23 protein-coding genes, 1 pseudogene and 1 riboswitch are annotated in these 22,285 nt (G+C 61.2%); of the genes and pseudogenes, 9 read left to right on the top strand and 15 right to left on the bottom strand.

All coding sequences use genetic code 11. The annotated features are described in order from the left end of the window. From QZ326_RS01120 to QZ326_RS01110, 3 genes and pseudogenes are all read left to right on the top strand, one after another. Positions 1–272, top strand: a pseudogene (locus QZ326_RS01120) (inositol 2-dehydrogenase); the annotation flags it as partial. Positions 273–522: 250 nt separating this feature from the next. Next, on the top strand, positions 523–927 hold the full coding sequence (locus QZ326_RS01115; protein WP_295740369.1) for a hypothetical protein: 405 nt from the start codon (positions 523–525) through the stop codon (positions 925–927). Between the two features lie 59 nt (positions 928–986). Then, positions 987–1,190, top strand: a complete 204-nt coding sequence (locus QZ326_RS01110; protein ID WP_295740367.1) for a helix-turn-helix transcriptional regulator — start codon at positions 987–989, stop codon at positions 1,188–1,190. A 168-nt stretch (positions 1,191–1,358) separates the two neighbouring features. Here the strand turns inward: QZ326_RS01110 and QZ326_RS01105 are convergent, their stop codons facing one another. From QZ326_RS01105 to dapA, 4 genes are all read right to left on the bottom strand, one after another. Continuing rightward, positions 1,359–2,309 carry a ComEC/Rec2 family competence protein gene (locus QZ326_RS01105; RefSeq protein ID WP_295740365.1) on the bottom strand — a complete coding sequence of 317 codons (951 nt, stop codon included), beginning with the start codon at positions 2,307–2,309 and terminating at the stop codon, positions 1,359–1,361. Positions 2,310–2,490: 181 nt separating this feature from the next. Further along, a complete protein-coding gene (dapD, locus tag QZ326_RS01100; protein ID WP_295740363.1) occupies positions 2,491–3,195 on the bottom strand; it encodes a 2,3,4,5-tetrahydropyridine-2,6-dicarboxylate N-acetyltransferase in 705 nt (234 codons plus the stop codon). Next, complete coding sequence (dapB, locus tag QZ326_RS01095; protein ID WP_295740361.1) at positions 3,192–3,911, bottom strand: 4-hydroxy-tetrahydrodipicolinate reductase; 720 nt, start codon at positions 3,909–3,911, stop codon at positions 3,192–3,194. The genes dapD and dapB overlap by 4 nt, the downstream gene beginning before the upstream one ends. Beyond that, positions 3,908–4,795 carry a 4-hydroxy-tetrahydrodipicolinate synthase gene (gene dapA, locus QZ326_RS01090; protein WP_295740359.1) on the bottom strand — a complete coding sequence of 296 codons (888 nt, stop codon included), beginning with the start codon at positions 4,793–4,795 and terminating at the stop codon, positions 3,908–3,910. The genes dapB and dapA overlap by 4 nt, the downstream gene beginning before the upstream one ends. Before the next feature lie 266 nt (positions 4,796–5,061). Continuing rightward, positions 5,062–5,229, bottom strand: a riboswitch (Lysine riboswitch). Positions 5,230–5,407: 178 nt separating this feature from the next. Here dapA and QZ326_RS01085 point away from each other — a divergent pair. Further along, on the top strand, positions 5,408–5,866 hold the full coding sequence (locus QZ326_RS01085; RefSeq protein ID WP_295740358.1) for a DUF6985 domain-containing protein: 459 nt from the start codon (positions 5,408–5,410) through the stop codon (positions 5,864–5,866). A 20-nt stretch (positions 5,867–5,886) separates the two neighbouring features. Then, positions 5,887–6,990 carry a M20 family metallopeptidase gene (locus QZ326_RS01080; RefSeq protein ID WP_295740356.1) on the top strand — a complete coding sequence of 368 codons (1,104 nt, stop codon included), beginning with the start codon at positions 5,887–5,889 and terminating at the stop codon, positions 6,988–6,990. Positions 6,991–7,023: 33 nt separating this feature from the next. Here QZ326_RS01080 and QZ326_RS01075 read toward each other — a convergent pair whose 3' ends face one another. The 3 genes from QZ326_RS01075 to QZ326_RS01065 all read right to left on the bottom strand — a co-directional run bounded on the left by QZ326_RS01075 (position 7,024) and on the right by QZ326_RS01065 (position 11,285). Further along, positions 7,024–8,160 carry a pyridoxal phosphate-dependent aminotransferase gene (locus QZ326_RS01075; protein ID WP_295740354.1) on the bottom strand — a complete coding sequence of 379 codons (1,137 nt, stop codon included), beginning with the start codon at positions 8,158–8,160 and terminating at the stop codon, positions 7,024–7,026. 816 nt (positions 8,161–8,976) lie between these two features. Then, a complete protein-coding gene (locus tag QZ326_RS01070) occupies positions 8,977–9,297 on the bottom strand; it encodes a hypothetical protein (protein ID WP_295740352.1) in 321 nt (106 codons plus the stop codon). Between the two features lie 140 nt (positions 9,298–9,437). Beyond that, a complete protein-coding gene (locus QZ326_RS01065) occupies positions 9,438–11,285 on the bottom strand; it encodes a CvpA family protein (protein WP_295740350.1) in 1,848 nt (615 codons plus the stop codon). A 175-nt stretch (positions 11,286–11,460) separates the two neighbouring features. Here QZ326_RS01065 and QZ326_RS01060 point away from each other — a divergent pair, with 175 nt between their 5' ends. Further along, entirely contained in the window at positions 11,461–12,021 is a 561-nt protein-coding gene (locus QZ326_RS01060) for an RNA polymerase sigma factor (protein ID WP_295740348.1), read from the top strand. Then, positions 12,018–12,878 carry a hypothetical protein gene (locus QZ326_RS01055; protein ID WP_295740346.1) on the top strand — a complete coding sequence of 287 codons (861 nt, stop codon included), beginning with the start codon at positions 12,018–12,020 and terminating at the stop codon, positions 12,876–12,878. The genes QZ326_RS01060 and QZ326_RS01055 overlap by 4 nt, the downstream gene beginning before the upstream one ends. 36 nt (positions 12,879–12,914) lie before the next feature. Here QZ326_RS01055 and QZ326_RS01050 read toward each other — a convergent pair whose 3' ends face one another. The 3 genes from QZ326_RS01050 to QZ326_RS01040 all read right to left on the bottom strand — a co-directional run bounded on the left by QZ326_RS01050 (position 12,915) and on the right by QZ326_RS01040 (position 16,419). Continuing rightward, positions 12,915–15,371 carry an ATP-dependent Clp protease ATP-binding subunit gene (locus QZ326_RS01050; RefSeq protein WP_295740344.1) on the bottom strand — a complete coding sequence of 819 codons (2,457 nt, stop codon included), beginning with the start codon at positions 15,369–15,371 and terminating at the stop codon, positions 12,915–12,917. Between the two features lie 36 nt (positions 15,372–15,407). Then, positions 15,408–15,899 carry a UvrB/UvrC motif-containing protein gene (locus tag QZ326_RS01045; protein ID WP_295740342.1) on the bottom strand — a complete coding sequence of 164 codons (492 nt, stop codon included), beginning with the start codon at positions 15,897–15,899 and terminating at the stop codon, positions 15,408–15,410. A 67-nt stretch (positions 15,900–15,966) separates the two neighbouring features. After that, positions 15,967–16,419, bottom strand: a complete 453-nt coding sequence (locus QZ326_RS01040; RefSeq protein WP_295740340.1) for a CtsR family transcriptional regulator — start codon at positions 16,417–16,419, stop codon at positions 15,967–15,969. A 277-nt stretch (positions 16,420–16,696) separates the two neighbouring features. Between QZ326_RS01040 and QZ326_RS01035 the strand changes: the two genes are divergently transcribed. Next, complete coding sequence (locus tag QZ326_RS01035) at positions 16,697–16,870, top strand: DUF362 domain-containing protein (RefSeq protein WP_016320478.1); 174 nt, start codon at positions 16,697–16,699, stop codon at positions 16,868–16,870. Positions 16,871–17,044: 174 nt separating this feature from the next. On the opposite strand, the gene QZ326_RS01030 is transcribed toward QZ326_RS01035, so the two are convergent. Genes QZ326_RS01030 through QZ326_RS13340 form a run of 3 tightly spaced genes read right to left on the bottom strand, consistent with a single transcriptional unit; the run spans position 17,045 to position 18,230 of the window. Next, entirely contained in the window at positions 17,045–17,767 is a 723-nt protein-coding gene (locus QZ326_RS01030) for a zf-HC2 domain-containing protein (RefSeq protein WP_295740337.1), read from the bottom strand. Further along, positions 17,757–18,035 carry a sigma-70 family RNA polymerase sigma factor gene (locus tag QZ326_RS13345; RefSeq protein WP_326171117.1) on the bottom strand — a complete coding sequence of 93 codons (279 nt, stop codon included), beginning with the start codon at positions 18,033–18,035 and terminating at the stop codon, positions 17,757–17,759. Before QZ326_RS13345 ends, QZ326_RS01030 begins: the two co-directional genes overlap by 11 nt. Before the next feature lie 27 nt (positions 18,036–18,062). Then, entirely contained in the window at positions 18,063–18,230 is a 168-nt protein-coding gene (locus tag QZ326_RS13340) for a sigma factor (protein WP_326171116.1), read from the bottom strand. Between the two features lie 117 nt (positions 18,231–18,347). Between QZ326_RS13340 and recG the strand changes: the two genes are divergently transcribed. Beyond that, positions 18,348–20,396, top strand: a complete 2,049-nt coding sequence (gene recG, locus QZ326_RS01020) for an ATP-dependent DNA helicase RecG (RefSeq protein WP_295740335.1) — start codon at positions 18,348–18,350, stop codon at positions 20,394–20,396. Positions 20,397–20,575: 179 nt separating this feature from the next. Here the strand turns inward: recG and QZ326_RS01015 are convergent, their stop codons facing one another. Continuing rightward, positions 20,576–20,893, bottom strand: a complete 318-nt coding sequence (locus QZ326_RS01015; protein WP_295740333.1) for an SMI1/KNR4 family protein — start codon at positions 20,891–20,893, stop codon at positions 20,576–20,578. A gap of 71 nt (positions 20,894–20,964) precedes the next feature. Beyond that, the gene (gene obgE / locus QZ326_RS01010) at positions 20,965–22,248 is read right to left on the bottom strand and encodes a GTPase ObgE (protein WP_295740331.1); all 1,284 of its coding nucleotides are present in this window, start codon (positions 22,246–22,248) and stop codon (positions 20,965–20,967) included. Positions 22,249–22,285: the final 37 nt, after the last annotated feature.

Here is a 22,285-nt window from a genome sequence, read left to right as displayed (position 1 = left end):
CCGTGGTCCGCCGCTCCCGCCCCGCCGGCTGGGACAGCCTGAATCCCGCCGAGTCTATGCCTATCATGACCGACTGGAAGGAGCGCTTCATCGAGGCCTATGACATTGAGTTCTGCAAGTGGGTGGAGTCCGTCCACGCCGGCAAGCTCACCGGCCCCTCCTCCTGGGACGGGTATGTGGCCTGTGTGGCCGGCGACGCCCTGAACGCCTCCCGCGGGACCTCCCAGTTCCTGAAGGTGGAGACCATGGAGAAGCCGGAGCTGTACAAGTAATTCTGCCAAAACAAAAGGGCCGGCTTGCGCCGGTCCTTTTCCCTCTTCCAATTTGCCTTTGTGTTCTCAATTCCTGTTCTGAATGCCCAAGCCCAGGATTTCTGTTATATGATTGTTTGTCTCCCTTATGATCTGTATAAAAACAGCGGGGCAATAAGTTATAAATATTTTATAATTGACAGGACACATGGGAAGTGATATATTTACAACACCCTGCGAGTTAGAAATATATCACACGGAGGAATGGAGCATGAAGTCAAAAGTCACCCTAAAGGAAATCGTAGGAACCAAAATTATCTATGCGGTACTTCTTGTCTGTTACTACTGGATGTGGGCACGAAGAGATTGGCATCATTATTATGAGATGATCCAGAATGCGGTTGCTGTATTCACCATTATATTTTTCGCTTTACGGGCAATCCGCATTTATAAGTACAGCAAAGAAGAAAAAGATGAGCTGGCAATTCAAAATCTGCGCAGAACAGACGCAATCGGATTGAAAATTATGATAGCTGCCGCTGCTGTCATCGCCTTTGCCTGCGCCGTCAAGGCCATAGACGGGCCGTTGGCGGGCTACGCGCTGGTTGGGATGATACTGGTATTGGCTGTGATACGATTCATCATATTTTGTGTGATGGACAGCAAGGGGGTCTAATTCTCAGGCTGTCATTCGATTTACAATATTCTGCGTGCCGGACAGTAAGGGAGTTTGATATGGCCCTTAATACGAAGGTCAAAGAATATCGGGAAAAAGCGGGATTAAAACAGAGTGAATTGGCAGAATTGGCACATGTAAGACGTGAAACGATTGTACATCTGGAGAGTGGAAAATATAATCCGTCGCTGAAGCTGGCAATGGATATTGCAAAGGCTTTTCATGTAACGGTAGAGGAACTGTTTGAATTTACAGAAGACTGATTCCGGCGGCACCGCGGGGAATCCCGCTTCTCCCGTGAATCAACCGTTTCAAAACCGTATGAATCAGCATAAGGTTAAGAACCTGTATTCACCGGTTGTGAATACAGGTTCTTAACAGGTTCCCTCATTCGATTCCAGCCGGAACGTGAAGCCGAATGAAAACTTCTCCTATTCAATCTCAATATGTACCGACTCATGGAACACCGGATTCACCAGCCCCGGGATAGCCACTGCGTCGGTGAAGTGGACATCCTCCGCAAACTCCCGCATCAGAGAAATAATATAGGGATGGGGCCGCTCATCCGGCCGTCCCGCCGCCACGCTGACCACAACGGTCTCGGGCTGGAGCATTTTCAGCAGCTTCCGGGTGGTAGAGGACAGCGAGGCGTGATGAGGGGCCTTGAGAATATCGCAGGGGGTGGCGGAGGCCGTCTCCCACATATGGGCGTAGAAATCGCCCCCCAGGACGATCTCCTTTCCGTGGTAGTACAGCCGCTGGCGGAGACTGGAGATATTCATGCACTTGGCCCAGTGCAGCAGGTCGTAGCTGTTCCGCTCTCCCCGGAAAAGGGCGTCATAGACCTCCCGCTGGCGGCGGTACAGGGCCGCCTCGCCAAAGAGGACATCCATCGTCAGGCTGTCTGTCAGCTGAAAGCGCTCCATCCGGGTCCCGGGGAGCTCCGTCATCCGCTCCACACGCCCGGGGTTCTCCCGCAGAGCCCCGGCATACAGCTCCAGGCACCGGACGGCATTCCGGGCCGCCTTGGGAAGACCGTTGTCCCCGTCCGGCTCCAGCAGCCCTGCGCCGGCGGGCGGGACGTAGGTGGCCAGCAGCTCCTCTGCCGCCACGCTCTCCAGCACCCGGCCCAGGCCGCCGATGTGGTCCCGGTGGAAGTGGGTCAGCAGCACCTTGTCCAGGCGGGCGACGCCCTGCTTTTTCAGAAAATCCCCGGCGTAGATCCGCCGGGAGCGGGGGTCCAGCTCCTGGGGATGGTCATCCCGCACAAGGCTGTCGTGCCCGCAGTCCACCAGCATGGCGAACTTCTGCTCACCGTTCTCCATCTCCCGCACCAGGGTGGAGTCGCCGTTGCCCACATTGATAAAGTCCAAAACCAGCATATCCCGTCCCCCTCTGATTTTTATTGCTAACAGGATAGCACAGATGGTTGTCTCCGGCAACCGAAAAAACGGGACAGGGCTGCCAAATTTTTATGCTGTGTTTTGGAGGACCAGACGAATATTCGCCGGACGGGCAGGACACCAGAGCGGCAAAGCAGAGGGCAGTGTCCTTCTGTCTGCTTTACAGCTGCCGCAGGGCATCCACCAGGGCGGTTTTGCCCTCCGTCTTTTCATCCTTCATCTTGATAACCCGGGCAGGACAGCCGGCGACGACGGCGTTTTCCGGCACGTCCTCCACCACCACGGCCCCTGCGGCCACCACGGCGTTTTTGCCCACGTGCACCCCCTCGATGACCACGGCGTTGGCCCCGATGAGAACGCCGTCCTCTACGACCACCGGTGTGGCGGAGGCGGGCTCCACCACGCCTGCCAGCACCGCGCCAGCGCCCACATGGCACTTCGCCCCCACGGTGGCCCGTCCACCCAGGACTGCGCCCATATCAATCATGGTGCCCGGGCCGATGACGGCGCCGATATTGACGACGGCCCCCATCATGATGACGGCCCCCTCGCCGATCTCCACCTTCTCCCGGATGATGGCGCCGGGTTCAATACGGGCCTTCACCCCCCGCAGGTCCAGCAGGGGCACGCCGGAGTTGCGGCGGTCATACTCCACCACATAGTCCCCGATGTTTCCGGCGTTGGCCTCCAGCACGGCGGAGAGCTCCGGCCAGTCGCCGAAGACGGTGAAGCTGTTTCCCTGTCCGAAGACCTTGGCAGAACCGAAGTCCACGGGGCCCAGGGTGTTGATATACAGCTTTACCGGGGTCTTTTTCTCAGAGTTCGCGATATAATTGATGATCTCCTGGGCGTTCATAGCCGTCACTCCCCAAACAAGATTTTTTGCAGGTCGTAAGCCCCCTTGGGCTTTCCCGGCAGAAGCCGGGCCATGTGCAGTGCGCCGTTGACAAAAATCTGCCGGCTGGCGGCCCGGTGGGTGAACTCCAGCTCCTCACCGGGTCCCAGGAAGTACACCGTGTGGGTCCCCGCCACGGTGCCGCCCCGGAGGGCGTGTACGCCGATCTCGCCCTTTTCCCGCTTTCCGGTGTTCCCCTCCCGGCCGCAGACCACGGTCATCGCCCTGGCAGGATCAATGGCCTCCAACAACAGTTTCGCCGTTCCGCTGGGAGCGTCCTCTTTCTGGTTGTGGTGAGCCTCGGTGATTTCAATGTCAAAGTCCGGCCGCAGCACGCCGGAGACCTCCCGCAGCGCCCGGACCAGCACCGCCACACCCAGGGAGAAGTTGGCTGCCCACAGCACCGGGGCCGCCTCCCCCAGGGCCTCCAGCTGTGCCCGGTCCGCCGGAGCATAGCCCGTGGTGCCGGAGAGCAGAGGCGTACCGGTGCGGCGGACGTAGGCACACAGCTCCGGCAGGGCCTCCGGACGGGAGAAATCCATCACCACGTCCGCCACCCGGCCCATGCGCCCCAGGCGGTCCAAATCATTCCGGCCCAGGGCGGCCGCCACCTCGTCCCCGGCGGCCGCGGCGGTCTCCTGAATCAGGCGGCCCATTTTGCCCCGGCCGATCAGCAGAATTTTCACAGCAGTCCCGCCTCCTCCAGGGATCTTCTCAGCTTCGCCGCGTGCTCGGCGCTCATCTCGCACAGGGGCAGCCGCAGGGGCCCCACGTTCAGGCCCATCATGTTCATGGCGGTCTTCACCGGGATGGGGTTCACCTCCAAGAAGAGATCGTTGATCAGCTCCAGATATTTCAGCTGATTCTCCGCCGCCCGGGCCCGCTCCCCGCCCAGGTAATCCGCCACGATCTGATGGCACATAGCGGGCATCACGTTGGCGTAGACGGAGATGACACCGCTGGCCCCCACGCTCAGCAGGGGAACGGTGATGTCGTCGTTGCCGGACCAGAGGGCGAAGTCCGGCCCCGTCAGGCGGGCGATCTTCATGGCGTAGGACATGTCGCCGCTGGCCTCCTTGATGCCGCAGATGTTGGGATGCTTCGCCAGCCGCTCCACCACGGACAGGGGGATAGAACAGCCGGTGCGTCCCGGCACGTTGTAGAGCAGGCACGGAATATGCACCGCGTCCGCCGCGGAGGCAAAGTGGCGGTACATCCCCTCCGGGTTGGCCTTGTTGTAATAGGGGGCGATCAGCAGCAGGGCGTCCGCGCCCATGTCCTGGTACTCCACGCTCTTTTCCAGCTGGGTGGCGGTGCTGTTGGAGCCGCTGCCCACGATGACAGGTACCCGGCCGTTCACCACCTTCAATGTGTGGGCCACAACGGTGGCGTCCTCCTCATGGGTCATGGTGGCGTACTCACCGGTAGTCCCCAGGGTCAAAATGGCGTCGGTACCCGCCTGGATCTGGCGCTCCAGCAGCTGGGTCAGCACCTCAAAGTTGACGCTGCCGCCGGCATGATATGGGGTAATCATGGCGACGATGGAGCCCGTAATATTCTCAAATTTCATGGTTTCCTTCCTCCGCTCTCTCATATGGGCATAATAAAATGCCGGTAGAGGTGCGCCTCTGCCGACAGTTCAGCATCCGTTCCTATCCCGGAGGCGCACAGAGGGCACAATCATCTCTCGCCAAACGGCAGCTGCTTGCCCAAGGGCGGTCAGAAACCGTCCTCTCCATGCAAACTACGCCGTCTGGCGGAAAATTATGCGCCGGCACACTGATCAGCCGGGGTTGAAACAGACTCTCCCCACCCATCCAGGTGCGGATCCCTCTGTAAGCGGATAGCGCTCCCGCGGGAAGGCCCGCGGACAGTCCCGGGGGTATTCCCCACGGGACCACCCTCCGCCCGCGCCCGGGCAGAGAGTTCGGCGGAGTTGCCCCCATCACGTTCCCCGCCTGCCGGCTCCCGCAACTTCATCGTCTCCGCGCCTCTATCTCATTTTTCGCTATGATACCAGATTCCGCCCGGCGGATACAAGAGGCCTTTTCGCAAAAATGCGCATTTTCATCAGGCCAATTTTGTAGAAAGTGACAAAATCCATCCCGCAGCTTGTTCACAGGGACAGCGGCATGGTATCATCAAGGTACCTGAAACCGACTGTGGAACGGAGGGAAAAGCAATGCTGGAGGCGTGGAACAGCGGGGATACTCTGACGGTACAGGCCTTCGGACAAGAGACGGAGGTCTCCATCTTTTCCGTGGGGGATAACTGCTTTGACGAAAACGGAGATTACAAAGAAGAGGGCTTCCCTCTGAACCGGGAGGAGCTGGACTGCCTGAACTGGTTTTTGAAGCATGTGGACCTCTCCGACTACCGGAGGGAAATCACCGCCTACTGCAACAAAATGTATGAAGCGATTGGGGATACCGTCATCATGGAATCGGATCTGGAGCAGGAAATCCAGATCACCGGCATTGCCGTGAACATCAGCGAGATCACGCAGAGCGGGGACGGGTCCCTGGTCTATCCCGAGATCTCCTTCATGGGCGAGTGCAAGTGCGAGCCGGAGCACGGCATCTGCATCGGCTTTCGGGATCAAAAATTCCTGGGCATCCACGCCCAGGACTGGACGCTGTAGCGGACAAGGAGGGACTCTTTATGCTGCCTGTTGCCGCACACCGCCGTGCGCTGCACCAGATCCCGGAGCTGGATGACCGGCTGCCGGAGACCTGCGCCTATGTCCGCGCCGTTTTGGAGCCCCTGGGCTGCCGGATCACTACTCCCATCCCCGGAAGCCTCTGCGCCTTTTTCGACGCGGAAAAGCCGGAGACCACCGCCTTCCGGGCGGACATGGACGCCCTGCCAGTGACGGAGGCCACCGGAGTGCCCTATGCATCCGTCCACCCGGGACGGATGCACGCCTGCGGCCACGACGGCCACACTGCCCTGGCCCTGGGACTGGCGGAGTACGCCGCCGCCCGTCTCTCCCAGCTGCCCAGAAACGTCCTTTTTCTCTTCCAGCCCGCCGAAGAAACCACCGGCGGAGCGGAGCGGCTCTGCGCGACTGGAATTCTTGACGAGCTCCATGTGACAAGGATTTTTGGATTACACCTCTGGCCAGGACTGGCCCAGGGGCAGGTCTTCTCCCGCCCCGGGCCCCTGATGGCCCGCTCCAGTGAGGTGACCGTCACCGTCACCGGAAGGAGCGTCCACCTGAGCCGGGCGGCAGAGGGGCTGGACGCCCTGGCCGCCGGGGCGGAGTACCTCCGCCGGGCCTATGCCGCGGCAGACGCTTTGCCGCCGGAGGAGCCCCGGGTACTGCGGTTCGGCAGGATGGTCTCCGGGACAGTGCGCAACGCCGTCAGCGGGAAAACCGTGCTGGAGGGGAGCCTGCGGACCTACCGGGAGGAGACCCACATCCTCTGCCGGGAACGCCTGGAGTCCCTGGGCCGGGAGCTTGAACGTGAGACCGGCTGCGCCCTGGAGGTTCGTCTCAGCCAGGGGTATCCGGCGGTGTGGAACCACGAGGGGCTGTATGAGACCCTCCGCCGCTGTCTGGGGCCGGAGGCCCCTGTACCGCTGGATGTCCCGGTTTTAGCGGCGGAGGACTTTTCCTTCTATCAAAAGCGTGTCCCGGGAGTGTTTTTCTTCCTGGGTGTGGGGGATACCCCGGAGCTCCACGCGCCGGAGTTCTCCTTTAATGATGAGGCGGTGCTCCCCGCAGGGCTGGATTTTTTGAAAAAACTCCTCATGATGGAATAAACGAACCCGGGAGGCCATGCCTCCCGGGTTTTTTTACAGCGTTTTCAGAAATCTCTCCATCCGGTCCAGGCCCTCTTGCAGCGCCTCGTCCCCGTAGCAATAGGAGATGCGGACGTACCCCTCCGCGCCAAAATACGTCCCAGGGAGAACTCCCACCAGTCCCTCGCTGAGCATCCTCTTGCAGAAGGTCTCGGAATCCATGCCATACTTTTGGACGCTGGGGAAGACGTAAAAGGCCCCCTCCGGCTCTGTGACCTCCAGACCCATGGCGGCAAGGCGGACGCATACGTAGTTCCGGCGCTTTTGGAACAGGGCCCGCATGGGAGCGGTATCCGTCTCCAGCGCCGTGACGCAGGCCCGCTGGACAAAGGACGAAACGGACACCACGGCGTACTGGTGAAAGACCTGCATTTTCTCCTTGACAGGCCGGTCCGCCATGCACCAGCCCACCCGCCAGCCGGTCATGGCCCAAGGCTTGGAAAAGCTGTTGACCACGATGACCCGGTCCCGCATATCCGGGAACTCGGCAAAGCTGTGGTAATCTTCTGTGTAGGCCAGCTCCCGGTACACGTCGTCGCAGAGGACGAAAATGGGATTATCCCGCAGGATGTCATGGACGGCGTCCAGGGTCTCCCGGGTGTAGACGCAGCCAGTGGGGTTATTGGGGGAGGTGAGGACCAGCGCCTTGGTCCTTGGGGTGATGGCCGCCGCCAGCGCCGCGGGGTCGATTTGAAACCCGCTGTTCTCCGCGGGCAGGGCCACGGGCACACCCCGGCACAGGGCGGCAGTGGAGGCGTACAGGCTGAAAGCCGGGGTGGGGATGATAACCTCGTCCCCCGGGTTCAGGATGGCGGCCAGGGCAATGAAGATGGCCCCGGTGGCCCCGGCAGTGACAATGATCTCATCGGGAGCGTAGCGGAGGCCGTGGGCCCGCTCCTCATATCGGGACAGGGCCTCCAGCAGATATGGCTGGCCGTTGTTGGGCGGGTAGTGGGTGTCTCCCTCCGCCAGGGAGGCTCTGGCGGCCTCCCGGATGGGGGCCGGGGTGTCCAGGTCCGGCTCGCCGATGGTGAGGGTGCAGGCCCCGGGAGTGGCCCGGGCCAGGGCGGTAAAGCGGCGGATGCCGGAGGTCTCCACGCCGGAGAGGGCGGCGTTCAGTGTCAGTTCCATAAAGTCCACACTCCTTCTTTACGCAAGGCACCCATGCGGAATTGGAAATTGGGGCGAAAAAGTCCGCCGCTGTGCCTGGACAGGACTTGAAAATATGCCGATTAACCTTGTATTCATACTCTGCGGGTTTATAATGGGGCCACGAGATGAACAAAGGCAGGGCGAAGGGTGTTACCAGCACCCCCGCCCCTATACGGGAGCACTACCCTCCCACACAACAGTATCACTGTGCCAGCCTCATTATACCGGACTTTGTACCATTTTACAAGGCCGGTTTTGGGGCTTGTATCTGTATATGCGGTGTGGGATTATAATATCCTGCGCCGCTTTTGTTTCTCTCGACGGTCCGGTGCGCCTGCTGGGACGGGGAATGCCCGCAGGCGCACCGGGCCATCGGGAAAACAAAAAGGAGGAACGGGACGAATATGTGGCAGGACTAAACGGAGTTGAATTTGTCTGCGATGAGCCGGAAGATGGCTTTGTGGAGGAGGCGCAAAAACTTTCAAAGCTCTATTTTGAAAAGCTCCCAAAATGCTCGAATTTATGTTGCCCGAATTACAGCAGGTTTATGGGGACATAAATAAGGCTAAACTGCCCCAGTTGTTGGGAAAACCCACAATAAATCTGACCGCATATCAAATCATGTATATGGAGCAGACGCTGGACGATACACATATCATTGAGATTGAATATGCCGGTGATTTTGCGGGATTTGAGTGTTTCAACATAGACGGTTGATTAACCTTTCTACCTAAAGCAAAATTCAAATTGAAACAAACGGCAGCGGGGCAGGCATTATCCCCGCCGCCCTGTCTGTTACCGCTCCATGTCCTGCGCCCTGCGGGGCTGCTGCTCCCGCTGTTCCTGCCGCAAGATACTGTAAACGCTCTTTCGGATTTGCTCGGCTTCTTTCACTTCCTCTTTCAGCGCAAGATACCGCCGGTTGAGCGTTTCCCTCTCGGCGGTCAGCTTGGCATACTCCGCTTTCCATGCCTTTACCGGCAGGGCGGTCTTGCCGTTCATCACGCCTTTGAGATAATCGTGCGCCGCCGTAAACAGGATTTGCTCGGCCCCGGTCAGCGGCTTTTTCCCCTTGTACTTGAAGTAAATGTCGGCTTGCTCAATGCAAGGCAGCACCCCTTATCAGGAGCCGGGCTGCTACATCCTGACCGACTGGAAATAACCCCATAAAAGCGTCTCCTCTTTGAGCAAAGCAGGGCCCCGGCTTCCGCCGGGGCCCTGCTTTTTACGCGTATCCATTCAAAGCCGCTTCCCTTTTACGGATTGCCTTCGCCATCCAGAAATCTGGCTCCATCGCCCGGCTCTACCGGCTGTACAATGACGGGCGGCGCACTGGATGCCGCCAGTATCTTCACATCAAAGGCAGGCAGGGCCACGCCTCCGGCTGCCGGATAGTAGGAAATCTCCACTCGGTCGCCCACGTTCAGCAGCACCGCCAGGGGCACATCGCTGGCGCTGACCAAGAAGTAGTCTCCCCCGCCCTCCAGCAGGATGAAATACTGGGTAGTGCCGTTCATCACAGCGGAGCGGATATCCGCAATCACGCCGGTGACCGTATCTGTAAGGACATCCTCCGCATTAGGCACATCGATATCCGCCGCCCCCGCATCAATCAGCCCCCGGTTGGCCAGGGTCTGGCGGTAGTTGATCTCGCACTCCGCCACTGTTCCGCCGGTGGACACGATGTCGTACTGCTGAACGTTGACCATGGCGTACATCTTCACCAGGCCGTCCTGCCCCTTCAAGGTCATGAAGTAGGTGGGCTGGTCGGCAATGTTTAGCAGCAGGGGGAAGGTGGCCTCATAGCGCATCTGCTGAACCTGGCTCTGGGCGGAGGCCATGGCGGAGTACTCCTCCGCGCCGGCGATGGAGTAAAAACGGCTCTCCTTGGTCCGCTGGTTGGAGAGGATGAAGCCGATGTTAGACTCGTCGGAGGTGACGGAGGTGACGCCGGTGTACATATACACGTCGTCGCCAATGGCGATATAGTTATAGCCGTCGGTGGTCACCGTCACATCTCTCTGGCCGAACATGGAGTTGATGAAGCCGTTGTGGTACATGCCGTAATAGTCGTACTGCTGGATGATAATATCCGCGGAGTACACCCGGTCCACCCAGTTGGGCACCTGCTCGTGGTACTGGCACTCGCCGGTAATGGCGTTCACCAGCACGGCCCCTTTCACGTCCGTACCGCCGAAGAGGCCGATGGTCTTCACGATCCGGGAGCAGACCCAGTAGGGCGTGCCCGTCTCGTCGATCTCGAACATGGGCTCATCGAACATCATGGTGGGGTAGTGGAACCGCAAATGGCGGTAGAGGTTGCGGCCGAAGTGCTCGGCCACGGTGTACTTCATGCCCTCCTCCAGGCGGACCACCTCCGCCTCCTGGGTCACCATATCCACGATGATATAGGCCGGCAGTCCCTCGGAGCGGTTGGTGAACCACTTGACCAGGTCGCCGTACCGCAGGGACGTGACCCGGACAGGACGTCCCTGGTAGTTGATCTGGGTATAGGTGGGCAGAATCTCAAACTGGGACACCATATCCGCCAGCTCACCCAGCTTCCGCGTGCCCAGGCGGGAAGCGGAGTCTGCGTCCAGCATGGGGATCTGGTCGTAGCTGATCTCCTCCACCTCTGCGGTGAAGTCGCCGGTCTCCAGGGGCAAAAGCCTGCTGTACGCCCCCGCCCGCAGCACCACCCAGCTGGTGAGGGAGCCAACGGCAATGGCGGCAATCAGAGCCAGAAACACCAGGAAGGGCAGGGCGCACTGCTTTTTCACAAAGCCGAAGTATCCCTTGACCCCCTCCCCCTGGAAGCCGGAGGTGAACACGGCGCACACGCAGTACACCGCGCACAGCAGAAAGATGAAGACGTAGAACTCCTCGGCGTGGGGGTTCAGGGCGGGCAGCTCCAGATAGAAGTACACCGCGCCGAACACCAGCGTCACCGCAATGTTCAAAAGCGTCCGGGTAAAGGCGTTGCCGATAGCCTTGCGGGGCTTGCGGGACCTGGGCTGAGGCGGGGTGAAACCGCCGCTCTGGGCAGCGCTGGGGTTGAATCCGCCGCCGAAGGCGCTGGGGTCAAAGTTGAATGAAAATGGCATATCATCGCTCCTTTTTCTCTCTGTTCACACGATTGAATATTATGATACAGGAAAAGTATGAACAAATCAAGTTTTCCCTATGATACAGAAAATTTGCCAGCGCCGGAAAATATGTTATAATCCATGCAATATGTAAAATTTTTTCCCGTGAAGAAGGGCAACGGAGGTGTGGAACATGGAGGACTCGCAGATCGTGGCGCTGTACTGGGCCAGGGACGAGGCGGCGCTGGCGGAGAGCGAGCGGAAATACGGCGGCTACTGCCGCGCCATCGCCCTGGGGATTCTGGAGAACCGGGAAGACGCGGCGGAGTGTGTCAACGACACCTGGCTCAGGGCCTGGAAGGCCATGCCGCCCCGCCGCCCGGCCCGGCTGGACGCCTTCCTGGGAAAGCTGACCCGCAATCTCTCCCTGGACCGCTGGCGGGCTCTTCGGGCCCAGAAACGAGGAGGCGGTCAAACAGAGCTGGCTCTCAGTGAGCTGGAGGAATGCCTCCCCGCTGTCTCTACGCCGGAACATGCCCTGGAGGCCCAGGACCTGGCGGAGAGCCTGAACCGCTTCCTGGAGGCGCTGCCCCGGGAGAAGCGGGTGCTCTTCGTCCAGCGGTACTGGTATCTCCGCTCTGTGGAGGAGCTGGCGGCAATGCACGGGATGCGGAAGAACACCGCAGCCTCCACCCTCTTCCGCCTGCGTAAGCAGCTGCGGGAACATCTCAAAAAGGAGGGATTCGCCGTATGAGCGCGGAACAGCTTTTATATGCTATGGGAGAGATTCGGGAGGAGTTTGTCCGGGAGGCCGCGCCCAGGCCTGCCGCTTTGCGGCGGAGCTGGCGGCGGGCGGCAGGTCTTGCGGCGTGCCTGGGCCTTGCGCTGCTGGCTTTCAGACTGCTGCCGCCTCCCGCTTACACCCAGCCCCTTGGGGACAGTTCTCCGGCGGACAGCGAGATACCTGCTGAGGGCGGTATCACAGCGGACAGCGGAACAGCCGCCGATCCCGCTGGCTCCGGCATGGGCGCGCCCAGTCTGACAGTGGATGGTGTAACCTACGTGATCTCCGGCTGGTTTGAGCACTCCGCGGAGTGCCCGGAGGGATTCTCCTATGCCGGGGAGACCGCCGTCAGCTATCATGACGAACCGCTCCCTTACTACACCAGCCCGGAACACCCGGAATGGGTTTATATCTATCAGGAGTGCTACAACCAGCAGACACAGGAATTTTACATGGCCTATGTCCGCTATGTGGAGGAGGTTCTCCGGGGGCTGACTCTGATTCGATATCAGGAGACAATTTACGTTTTTCTGAATGACACTTACTACCTTCCCTATCAGACGGAGGTATCCCCGGAGGACCAGGCCCGGTACGACGCCGTCCCCTACAGCAGTGTTCTCAAGGAACTGCCGGAGGGCTTTGAGCCGGTGGGGAAAACGGTGTTCGACGGCCATGACGCCGTTCCCACATCGGAGCTTGGCAGCAGCGGCCTCCCAGGACAACAGGTGCTGGCCAATCCGGCGGAGCCGGACATCCTGCTGCTGCGCAACTACTGGAGCGGGCTGAAGGGGCCGGACTACCGGGTATTCGTCCGGTATCAGGATTGACAGAGGGCCGGAGGCTTACGCCTCCGGCCCTTTCACTTATTTCGTCACCAGAAGCTTCTCGTCCTCCACGGTGAGCTTTGCCGTATCCCCGGCCTTCAACGTGCCGTCCAGGAGCTTTTCGGCCACGGCATCCTCCACCCGGCTCTGGATGGCCCGCCGCAGGGGGCGTGCGCCGTACTTGGGATCGAAGCCCTCCCGGGCCAGCTCCGCCACGGCCTCCTCGCTGGCGTCCAGGTGAACGCCCATGGCCTCCATCCGGGCGGAGACGGTGCGCAGCATTCTGCGGGCCACCTCCCGAATGTCCTCCTCCGTGAGAGAGCGGAAGACGATGATATCGTCGATCCGGTTCAAAAACTCCGGGCGGAATGTCTGCCGCAGCTCCCCCAGCACCGCCTCCCGGGCCTGCTGGAACTGGCGCTCCGCATCCTGGGTCTCGTCCTCCTTACCGGCAGAGAAGCCCAGCTTTCCGCCGGCGGCGGTGAGGCGTTTTGCGCCGATGTTGCTGGTCATGACAATCACCGCGTTCTTGAAGTCCACGGTGCGGCCCTGGGAGTCGGTGATGCGGCCGTCGTCCAGAATCTGGAGCAGTACGTTCCACACGTCCTCATGGGCCTTTTCGATCTCGTCAAAGAGAATTACGGAGTAGGGCTTGCGGCGGACCTTCTCGGTGAGCTGGCCGCCCTCCTCGTGGCCCACGTAGCCCGGGGGGGAGCCGATGAGGCGGGAGACCGTGTGCCGCTCCATATACTCGGACATGTCGATGCGGATCATGGCGGTCTCGTCGCCGAACATGGCTTCCGCCAGGGACTTGCACAGCTCCGTCTTGCCTACGCCGGTGGGCCCCAGGAAGAGGAAGGAACCGGTGGGGCGCTTGGGGTCCTTCAGCCCCACCCGTCCCCGGCGGATGGCCCGGGCCACGGCCTGGACAGCCTCATCCTGGCCCACCACACGCTGGTGGAGCGTCTCCTCCATCCGCAGCAGGCGTGCTCCCTCGTCCTCGGTCATCCGGGTGATGGGGATGCCGGTCCAGCCGGAGACCACCGCGGCGATATCCTCGCCGGTGACAGGGCGGTGCTCCGCGCTGCTCTTTTTGCGCTTGTCCCGCTCCATGTCCACCTGCTCCTGATAGTTCCGCTCAATGTCCCGCAGCTGAGCGGCGGTCTCATAGTCCTGCCGTGCGATGGCGGCCTCCTTGTCCTTTGTCAGGGCGGCAATCTTCTCCTCCAGGCTCTTGAGCTCCTCGGAGGGCTCCTCCGTCTCCATCCGCACCCGGCTGGCCGCCTCGTCCATCAGGTCGATGGCCTTGTCCGGCAGGAAGCGGTCGTTGATATACCGGGCAGAGAGGCTCACGGCGGCCTCCAGAGCCTCGTCGGTGATCTGGAGCTTGTGGTGCTGCTCGTACTTCTCCCGCAGACCCTTCAAAATCTCCAGAGACGCCTCCCGGCTGGGCTCACCCACCTGCACCGGCTGGAACCGGCGCTCCAGAGCGGCGTCCTTCTCGATATACTTCCGGTACTCGTTCAGTGTAGTGGCGCCAATGACCCGAATCTCCCCCCGGCCCAGGGCGGGTTTGATGATGTTGGCGGCATCCACCGCCCCCTCGGCGCTGCCAGCGCCCACAATGGTGTGAAGCTCGTCAATGAAGAGAATCACATCGCCGGAGCGCCGGACCTCCTCCAGCGTCTTTTTAATGCGCTCTTCAAATTCGCCCCGGTACTTGGTGCCCGCCACCATGCCGGAAAGGTCCAGGGAGAGGATGCGCTTGTCCAGCAGGTCCTCGGGCACGTCCCCCAAAACAATTTTCCGGGCCAGCCCTTCCGCCAGGGCGGTTTTGCCCACGCCGGGCTCTCCAATCAGGCAGGGGTTGTTCTTGGTGCGGCGGGAGAGAATCTGGATCATTCGCTGGATCTCCTCGTCCCGGCCGATCACCGGGTCCAGCCTCCCCGCCCGGGCATCGGCGGTCAGGTCCCGGGTGAACTCCCGGAGGTTTTTCCCCTTGCCTCCCTCGTCCCGGGAGGCGCCGGAACCTCTGGCCTCCCCGGCCTTGCCCCGGGGCTGCTCACTGAGCTTGCGCATGAGGGCGCTGTACAGGCCCCGGGCGTCCACACCGGCGGTGCGCAGAATGCGGACGGCCATGTTGTTGCCCTCCCGCAGGATACCCGCCAGCAGGTGCTCCGTGCCGATATAATTGCAGCCGCCCCGGACGGAGTCCTCCATGGCGATCTCCACCACCCGCTTGGCCCGGGGGGTCAGACCCTGGGCGGGGTTGCCGCCGGGCAGGCCCGCGCCCACGCTCTTTTTGATGATCTCCGCCACCATACCGGCGGTGAGGCCCGCCTCGGTCAGGACTTCGTGAGCCACGCCGCCCTCCTCCCGGAGGAGACCCAGCAGCAGGTGCTCCGTGCCCACGTATCCGTGGCCCAGGTCTCCCGCCGCCTCCTGGCTCAGCCGCAGGGCCGCCTCTGCCCTGGGGGTAAATTTATTCTCATTCATAATCTTTTGTCTTCCTTTCCTCCGTCTCGGAGCGGCTCACTGGGCCGCCCCGTCCTCCTTGTGCTCCGCCTCCAGGGCGTGGATCTCGTCCCGCAGCTGGGCGGCCCGCTCAAAGTCCTCCTGGCGGACGGCCTTCTTCATCTCCATCCGCAGGGCGTTCATCTGCCGCATCCGGGCAAAGCGGCCCTGCTCTTCCCGGTCTACCAGGCCATCCCGCTTCTCCGGCGTCTCCTGCTTCGCCGGGCCCAGGGCGGGCATATCGGCAAAGAAGTCGTCAAAGGGGTCCTCCAGCAACCAGCCCCGCCGGTTCAGCAGGCCGGGCATGGGGGAGAAGAAGTCCTCCAGTATGCCGCCGTTAAAGAGGCTGTTAAAGCCCTGCATCATCCGCTGATGCTGGGCCGCCACCCGCTGGGTGTAGCCCAATTTCTCGGCGCACTCCGCGCACAGGTGCTTCTCCTCCACATGGCCGTTGATATTGCTCTGGTAAACAAAGGTAACTTCATTCTTACCGCAATTCTCGCATTTCATAATCAAATACCTCCTGCTATATACAATATATTTTTGATACCTTTCAAACGATTCCAAAGAACGGGCGCTATACCTGGAGAATCAGCACCTGTTTCATAATAGCGGCGCGGACCTGGTCCCGCAGCTCCCGGGGCACGGCGGAAAGTGCTTTGTCGTTCACCGCCGCCGCCAGGGCCCGGCAGATGTCCTCCTCCACCGCTCCGGACTGGGCCAGATTGCCCAGAATCGCCCGGGCGGAAGGCAGGTCCACCGCCTCTCCAAGCGTGTTGATGACGTGCATCAAAAGCGTCTGCCGGTCCACCCGCACCCGGGTGATGCGGATGTACCCGTTGCCGCCCCGGCGGCTCTCCACGATGTAGCCCCGTTCCGGGGAAAAGCGGGTACTCATCACGTAGTTGATCTGGCTGGGCACGCAGTTGAACCGCTGGGCCAGGTCACTGCGCTGGATTTCCAGCACACCGTTTTCCGCCTCGTCCAGGCTGTCCTGGAGGAAGCCGGCGATCAGATCGGTAATTCCCATGGGACACCATCTCTTTCCGTAAGTTCATTTTGACTTTGACTTTCTTTAACCTTTGTTCTGATGCCAGTATAGCACAGACCGCGCAAATGTCAAGAGGTTATTTTTGACTTTCTTTGACTAATTTGAAAACAAATTGTGAACGGTTAGCTTTAGCAAACTCTGTTTTGGATTGTTTTCGGGAATTTTTCAAAAATTTCACGTTACCTTTTTAACATTCCTCTTGCATTTTTGAAATTCTGTGCTACAATGAACGTAAATTCTAATGGAGGTGCTTCCCATGGCCTACAAGATTACTTCTGCCTGTGTCAGCTGCGGTTCCTGCGCGGACGCCTGCCCCGCCGGCGCCATAAGCCAGGGCGATGACGCTTACGTCATCGACGCTGCCGCTTGCCTGGACTGCGGTTCCTGCTGCGACACCTGCCCCAACGGCGCCATCGTCCCCGAGGAATAATCGAGGATACATAAAAGAAGCCCCGGGCCAAAGCCCGGGGCTTCTTTTATGTATCCATGATTGAAATGGCGCAGGGGGAACCTTCGTTCCCCCCGCACACACCCCCCTCCACTCCTGGAGGTTGCGGGGGGCGGTTGCCGGGACGAGGCTTTTTGGGGCTCAGTCTTTTTTCTGTCAGCTGCGGCGGGTGGACCAGTATGCGGCGCTCTCTGCGTTGAAGCCGTATGTCTCCTCGTCGCGTTGGTTGGCGGCGGGCAGCTCCATGCCCTCCTCCCAAAGGAGAACGCGGTCTTCTCCCTGGCCGTACCAGATCCGGACAGTTTCCATATCCACGCCGTTGCCCTGAGCCCAGGCGTTCAGCTCCGGAATACTCAGTACCTGGTCAAAGTCCGCCATAGACAAGTATTCGTCCCGCTTTTCCGTATACAGAGCCCGCTTAGGCAGGAGCCAGACATCGCCGTCCTCGCCAAACTCCCAGCGGACTGTATGGAGAGTCCGGTCGTCATCAATACGGAAGTGATACAAAATCCGCCCGTCGGAGAGCTGACGGAGGTCTGTCACCTGAATCTTCGCCGGGTCCACCGGGAAGACCGTCCACTGCGTCGCCAGGACCCACAGTCCTGCCGCCAGGGCGCAGGCCAGCGCGGCGGCGGCGGCCCCCCTCAGCCATGCCCTCCATTTTCTCCGTCTCCACTCTCCGGCGATTTTTTTTACTGCCGCGGCGGCATTTTCCGTCTTTTTTCCCTCCGCCGCCGGCAGGGGCGCGTCCATGTCCGCCAGCATCCGGCGGCAGTCCTCACAGCCCGCCAGGTGCGCCTCCACCGCCGCCCGGCTTTCGTCCGAGCACACGCCGTCGTGGTACAGCGGCAGCAGGTCCTGTACGATTCTACAGTTCATCCAATCCCTCCTTCAATTTCTGCCGGGCCCGGAAGTAGGTCACCCGGGCCCAGCTCTCGCTCTTCTGGAACAATTCCCCGATGTGGGCAAAGGACAGCTCCCCGAAGGTCCGCAGGGAGAAGACCTCCTTGTAGGGCTCCGGCAGGACGTGGAGAAGCGCGTGGAGCCGTTTGGCGGTGTCCCGGTCGGCGAAACCCTCCTCAATGCCAGCGGCCACCGGCTCCTCCTCACGATCCCGGAACCGCCGCCGCTCCCGGCAGAGGTCCATGTACCGGTTTCGGGCGATCTGGCACAGCTAGACCCGCAGCTGGCAGTCCCCCCGGAAAGTGCCGATGGTGGAGAGGGCCCGGAAGAAGGTCTCCTGGGTCACCTCCTCCGCCACGGCCTCGTTCCGGCTCAAGGCCAGGATATATTTGTATACGTCGGCAAAATACAGCCGGTAGATCTCCTCAAAATCGGGCATCTCCTCACCTCCTTCGTGCATAGGACGGGGAATTTGGGAATTCGTTACAAAGTTCTTTGCAAGTTTTCAAAATTTGATTATAATGGAACCAGAATTTTTCAGGAAGGCGGGATTGTGATGGCGGACCTCGCAACAGACGTGCGGTACATCAAGGGCATCGGCGAACAGCGGGCCAAGGCCCTGGCAAAGCTGGACATCCGCACCCTGCGGGATCTGATCTCCTGGTTCCCCCGGCGGTACGAGGACCGCACGGTCCTCCGCTCCATCGCGGAGCTGCCGGAGGACGGGCCCGCCTGCTGCGCGGCCATGGCGGCCGCCGCGCCCACCGTCACCCGGGTCCGGAAGGGCATGGAGCTGGTGAAGCTCCGGGCGGTGGACGAGACCGGAGTTCTGGACGTCACCTTCTTCAACCAGACGTGGCTCAAAAACAATCTCCATCCCGGAGAGACCTACGTTTTTTACGGCCGGGCCGAGGGCCGGGGCTCCCGGCGGAAGATGATCTCCCCAGTGGTGGAGCCGGAAGGGCGGCGGGAGGTCACGGGGCGCATCGTGCCCGTGTACCCCCTCACCGCCGGGGTCAGCCAGCTGGTACTGCGGCGGTCCATCCGCCAGGGACTGGACGCCTGCGCCGCCATTCTGCCGGACGTCCTGCCGGACAGCGTCCGCCGGAACCACCAGCTGTGCCACGCGGGCTTCGCCTTTGAAAACATCCACTTTCCAACCTCTCCGGAAACCCTGGACCTCGCCCGGCGGCGGCTGGCCTTTGAGGAGCTGTTCCTCTTCGCCATCGGCCTCCAGCGCCTGCGAGAGCGCCGGGTGACGGTATCCGTCCCCCCCTGCGCCGCCGTGGACATGGAGGTTTTTTACAAGGCTCTTCCCTTTACACTGACTGCCGCCCAGCGCCGGTGCATAGATGAAGCCCTGGCGGATATGGCCTCCGGCGCGCCCATGAACCGCCTGTGCCAGGGGGACGTGGGCTCCGGCAAGACCATGGTGGCCGCCGCCTGCGTGTATTACGCCGTAAAAAACCGCCGTCAGGCGGCCCTGATGGCCCCCACGGAGATCCTGGCCCAGCAGCACTACAAGGGGCTGTCCCCCCTGCTGGATTCCCTGGGCATCCGGTGCGCCCTGCTCACCGGCTCCACCCCGGCCAGGGCGAAAAAATCCATTTCCGCCCAGCTGGCGGCAGGAGAGATCGACTTTGCCATCGGCACCCACGCCCTCATCACCGGCACTGTGGAGTACGCGGACCTGGGCCTGGTGGTGACGGACGAGCAGCACCGCTTCGGCGTGGGCCAGCGGGCGGCGCTGATCGCCAAGGGCCGGCACCCCCATACTCTGGTCATGTCCGCCACGCCCATTCCCCGGACGCTGGCGCTGATCCTGTACGGGGATCTGGACGTGTCGGTCATCGACCAGCTGCCCCCCGGGCGGCGGGCAGTGGAGACCTACGCCGTCCCCGGCAGCTACCACCCCCGGCTGTACGGCTTCATCCGCAGGCAGGTATCGGAGGGGCGGCAGGCCTACGTGGTCTGCCCTATAGTGTCGGAGAGCGAGGAGGTCCCCGACGAGCGCAAGGCCGTGACGGAGTACGCCCAAATGCTGCAGACCCAGGCCCTGCCGGACCTGCGGATTGCTTTCGTCCACGGAAAGATGAAGCCCAAGGAAAAGGAGGCGGTGATGTCCGCCTTCGCGGCCCATGAATCGGATGTGCTGGTGTCCACCACCGTCATCGAGGTGGGCGTGGACGTACCCAACGCCTCGCTGATGATTATTGAGAACGCGGAGCGGTTCGGCCTGAGCCAGCTTCACCAGCTGCGGGGCCGGGTGGGCCGGGGGCAGCACCAGTCCTACTGCGTGCTGGTCTCCGACAACCGAAATGAGGAGACCCGGCAGCGGCTGAAGGTCATGACAAAAACCTCCGACGGATTCAGGATCGCCGAGGAGGACCTGCGGCTCCGGGGCCCTGGAGACTTCTTCGGCCAGCGGCAGCACGGCCTGCCGGGCCTGCGGATCGCCGACATCGGCTGTGACGCCGGTCTTTTGAAAGAGGCCCAGACCGCGGCGGAGGAGCTGCTGGCCGCCGACCCGGAGCTCAAAACCTGCCCCGCCGTGGCGGAGCGGATTGCGGAGCTCTTCGCCCAGGCGGCGGATACGCTGAACTGATGTTAATTGCCCCCCATTTGGCAGACGGTCTGTCTGCCAAATGGGGGGCAAAGAAATGCCAAGCCGGAGAATGTTTCACTCATACACATAGTCTTTCAGATAATCCGTGCTGTCCGGATGATCCAGCCATAGTTCGAACCATCCCAAAAAGTCCTGGCGCTCACAGCAGGGCTGAACGCCTACATCGGTAAAATCCCAAACCTCTCCGCGGCATTTTCCTGTATCGCCTGTTCAACGGTGTCATACCGCTCTCCATACCGATCATCCTCACATTCCCAAATCCACTCTTTTTCCAGCATGAACGGCCTGGATAAGTCTTTTTGCTCCAGATCCTCCAACCGGTTCAACTGAAATCCGTCAACCATGCTCTCACATCCGTCTCCGACCTGCATTAAGAACATATGGTAAGCCTGCGGCAGGTGAATGCCGCAGGCTTTCTCAAATGCGGCAATTGTCTCTTCCGTCAGGCACGCCTCCATTTGAACGTGGTTTTCCACTACTTTTTCCGAATACGGGCAATAACTTCCCCATAATCCTCCGGTTTATAAACAGGCATATCTATTTCTCCTCACCGCTGATACTCAAACTCCCAGTCGTACATGGAAACCGTATCCCCGTCCTGGATGCCCATCTCCTCCAGCCGCCGGAAAAGACCGGACTCCCGCAGGGTCTTGTCGAACCACATGCGGCTCTCGTAGTCGGCAAAATTCACGTTGCCCATGAGCCGCTGGAGCCAGGGGCCGTCCACCAGCCAGGTGCCGTCTTCGCTGCGGCGGATATCCAGGGGGGCTGAGCTGTCCACCACTGGGGGCTTGGGCACATATTCCGGCTCGTACACCGTCACCGGAGGCAGGGCGGACAGCATCTCCGCCGCCCTGCCCACCAGCTGCCTTGTGCCCTGGTGGGCCGCCGCCGAGATCTCAAGCAGTGTAAACCCTTTCTGCTTCACATGGTTCCGAAGCCGCTCCAGGTTCTCCGGCTCCTCCATGATGTCCACCTTGTTGGCGGCCACGATCTGGGGACGCTCCGCCAGCTCCGGGCTGTACTGCCGCAGCTCCTCGTTGATGGCGTCGAAGTCCGCCACCGGGTCCCTGCCCTCGCTGCCGGAGACATCCACCACGTGGATCAGCAGGCGGCAGCGGTCGATGTGGCGCAGAAAGTCGTGGCCCAGTCCCGCGCCGCCGCTGGCCCCCTCGATGATGCCGGGGATGTCCGCCATGACGAAGCTGACGCCCTCGTCCACCCACACCACGCCCAGGTTGGGGTACAGGGTGGTAAAGTGGTAATTTGCGATCTTGGGCTGGGCCTTGGAGACCACGGACAGCAGCGTGGACTTGCCCACGTTGGGGAAGCCGATAAGGCCCACGTCCGCCAGGAGCTTCAGCTCCAGGATGACATCGTGGCTCTCGCCGGGGAGGCCCGCCTTGGCAAAGCGGGGCACCTGCCGGGTAGGTGTGGCGAAGTGCATGTTCCCCCAGCCGCCCCGGCCGCCTTTGCAGAGGGTAAAGGGCTCTTTGCCGGACATGTCCTTAATGATCTCATTGGTCTCCGCGTCCCGTACCAAGGTGCCCCGGGGAACGCGGATCACCAGATCCTCCCCATCTTTGCCGGATTTCCGCTTGCCCTGGCCGTCGCCGCCGCTGCCGGCCACATATTTGCGCTTGTAACGGAAGTCCATCAGCGTGGACATATTGTCGTCCACCACCAGGATGATAGAGCCGCCCCGGCCGCCGTCGCCGCCGTCGGGGCCGCCGGCCGCCACGTACTTCTCCCGGTGGAAGGCCACCACGCCGTTGCCGCCATTGCCGGCCTGAACCGTGATGCGGGCTTTATCGATGAATGAAGTCGCCATAGAGGGCACCTCTCCTGTTCTCTTTCAAAATTGGTAT

The organism is uncultured Oscillibacter sp., from assembly GCF_910587525.1.
GTDB lineage: Bacteria > Bacillota > Clostridia > Oscillospirales > Oscillospiraceae > Oscillibacter.
This window is presented reverse-complemented; position numbering and strand designations above follow the sequence as displayed.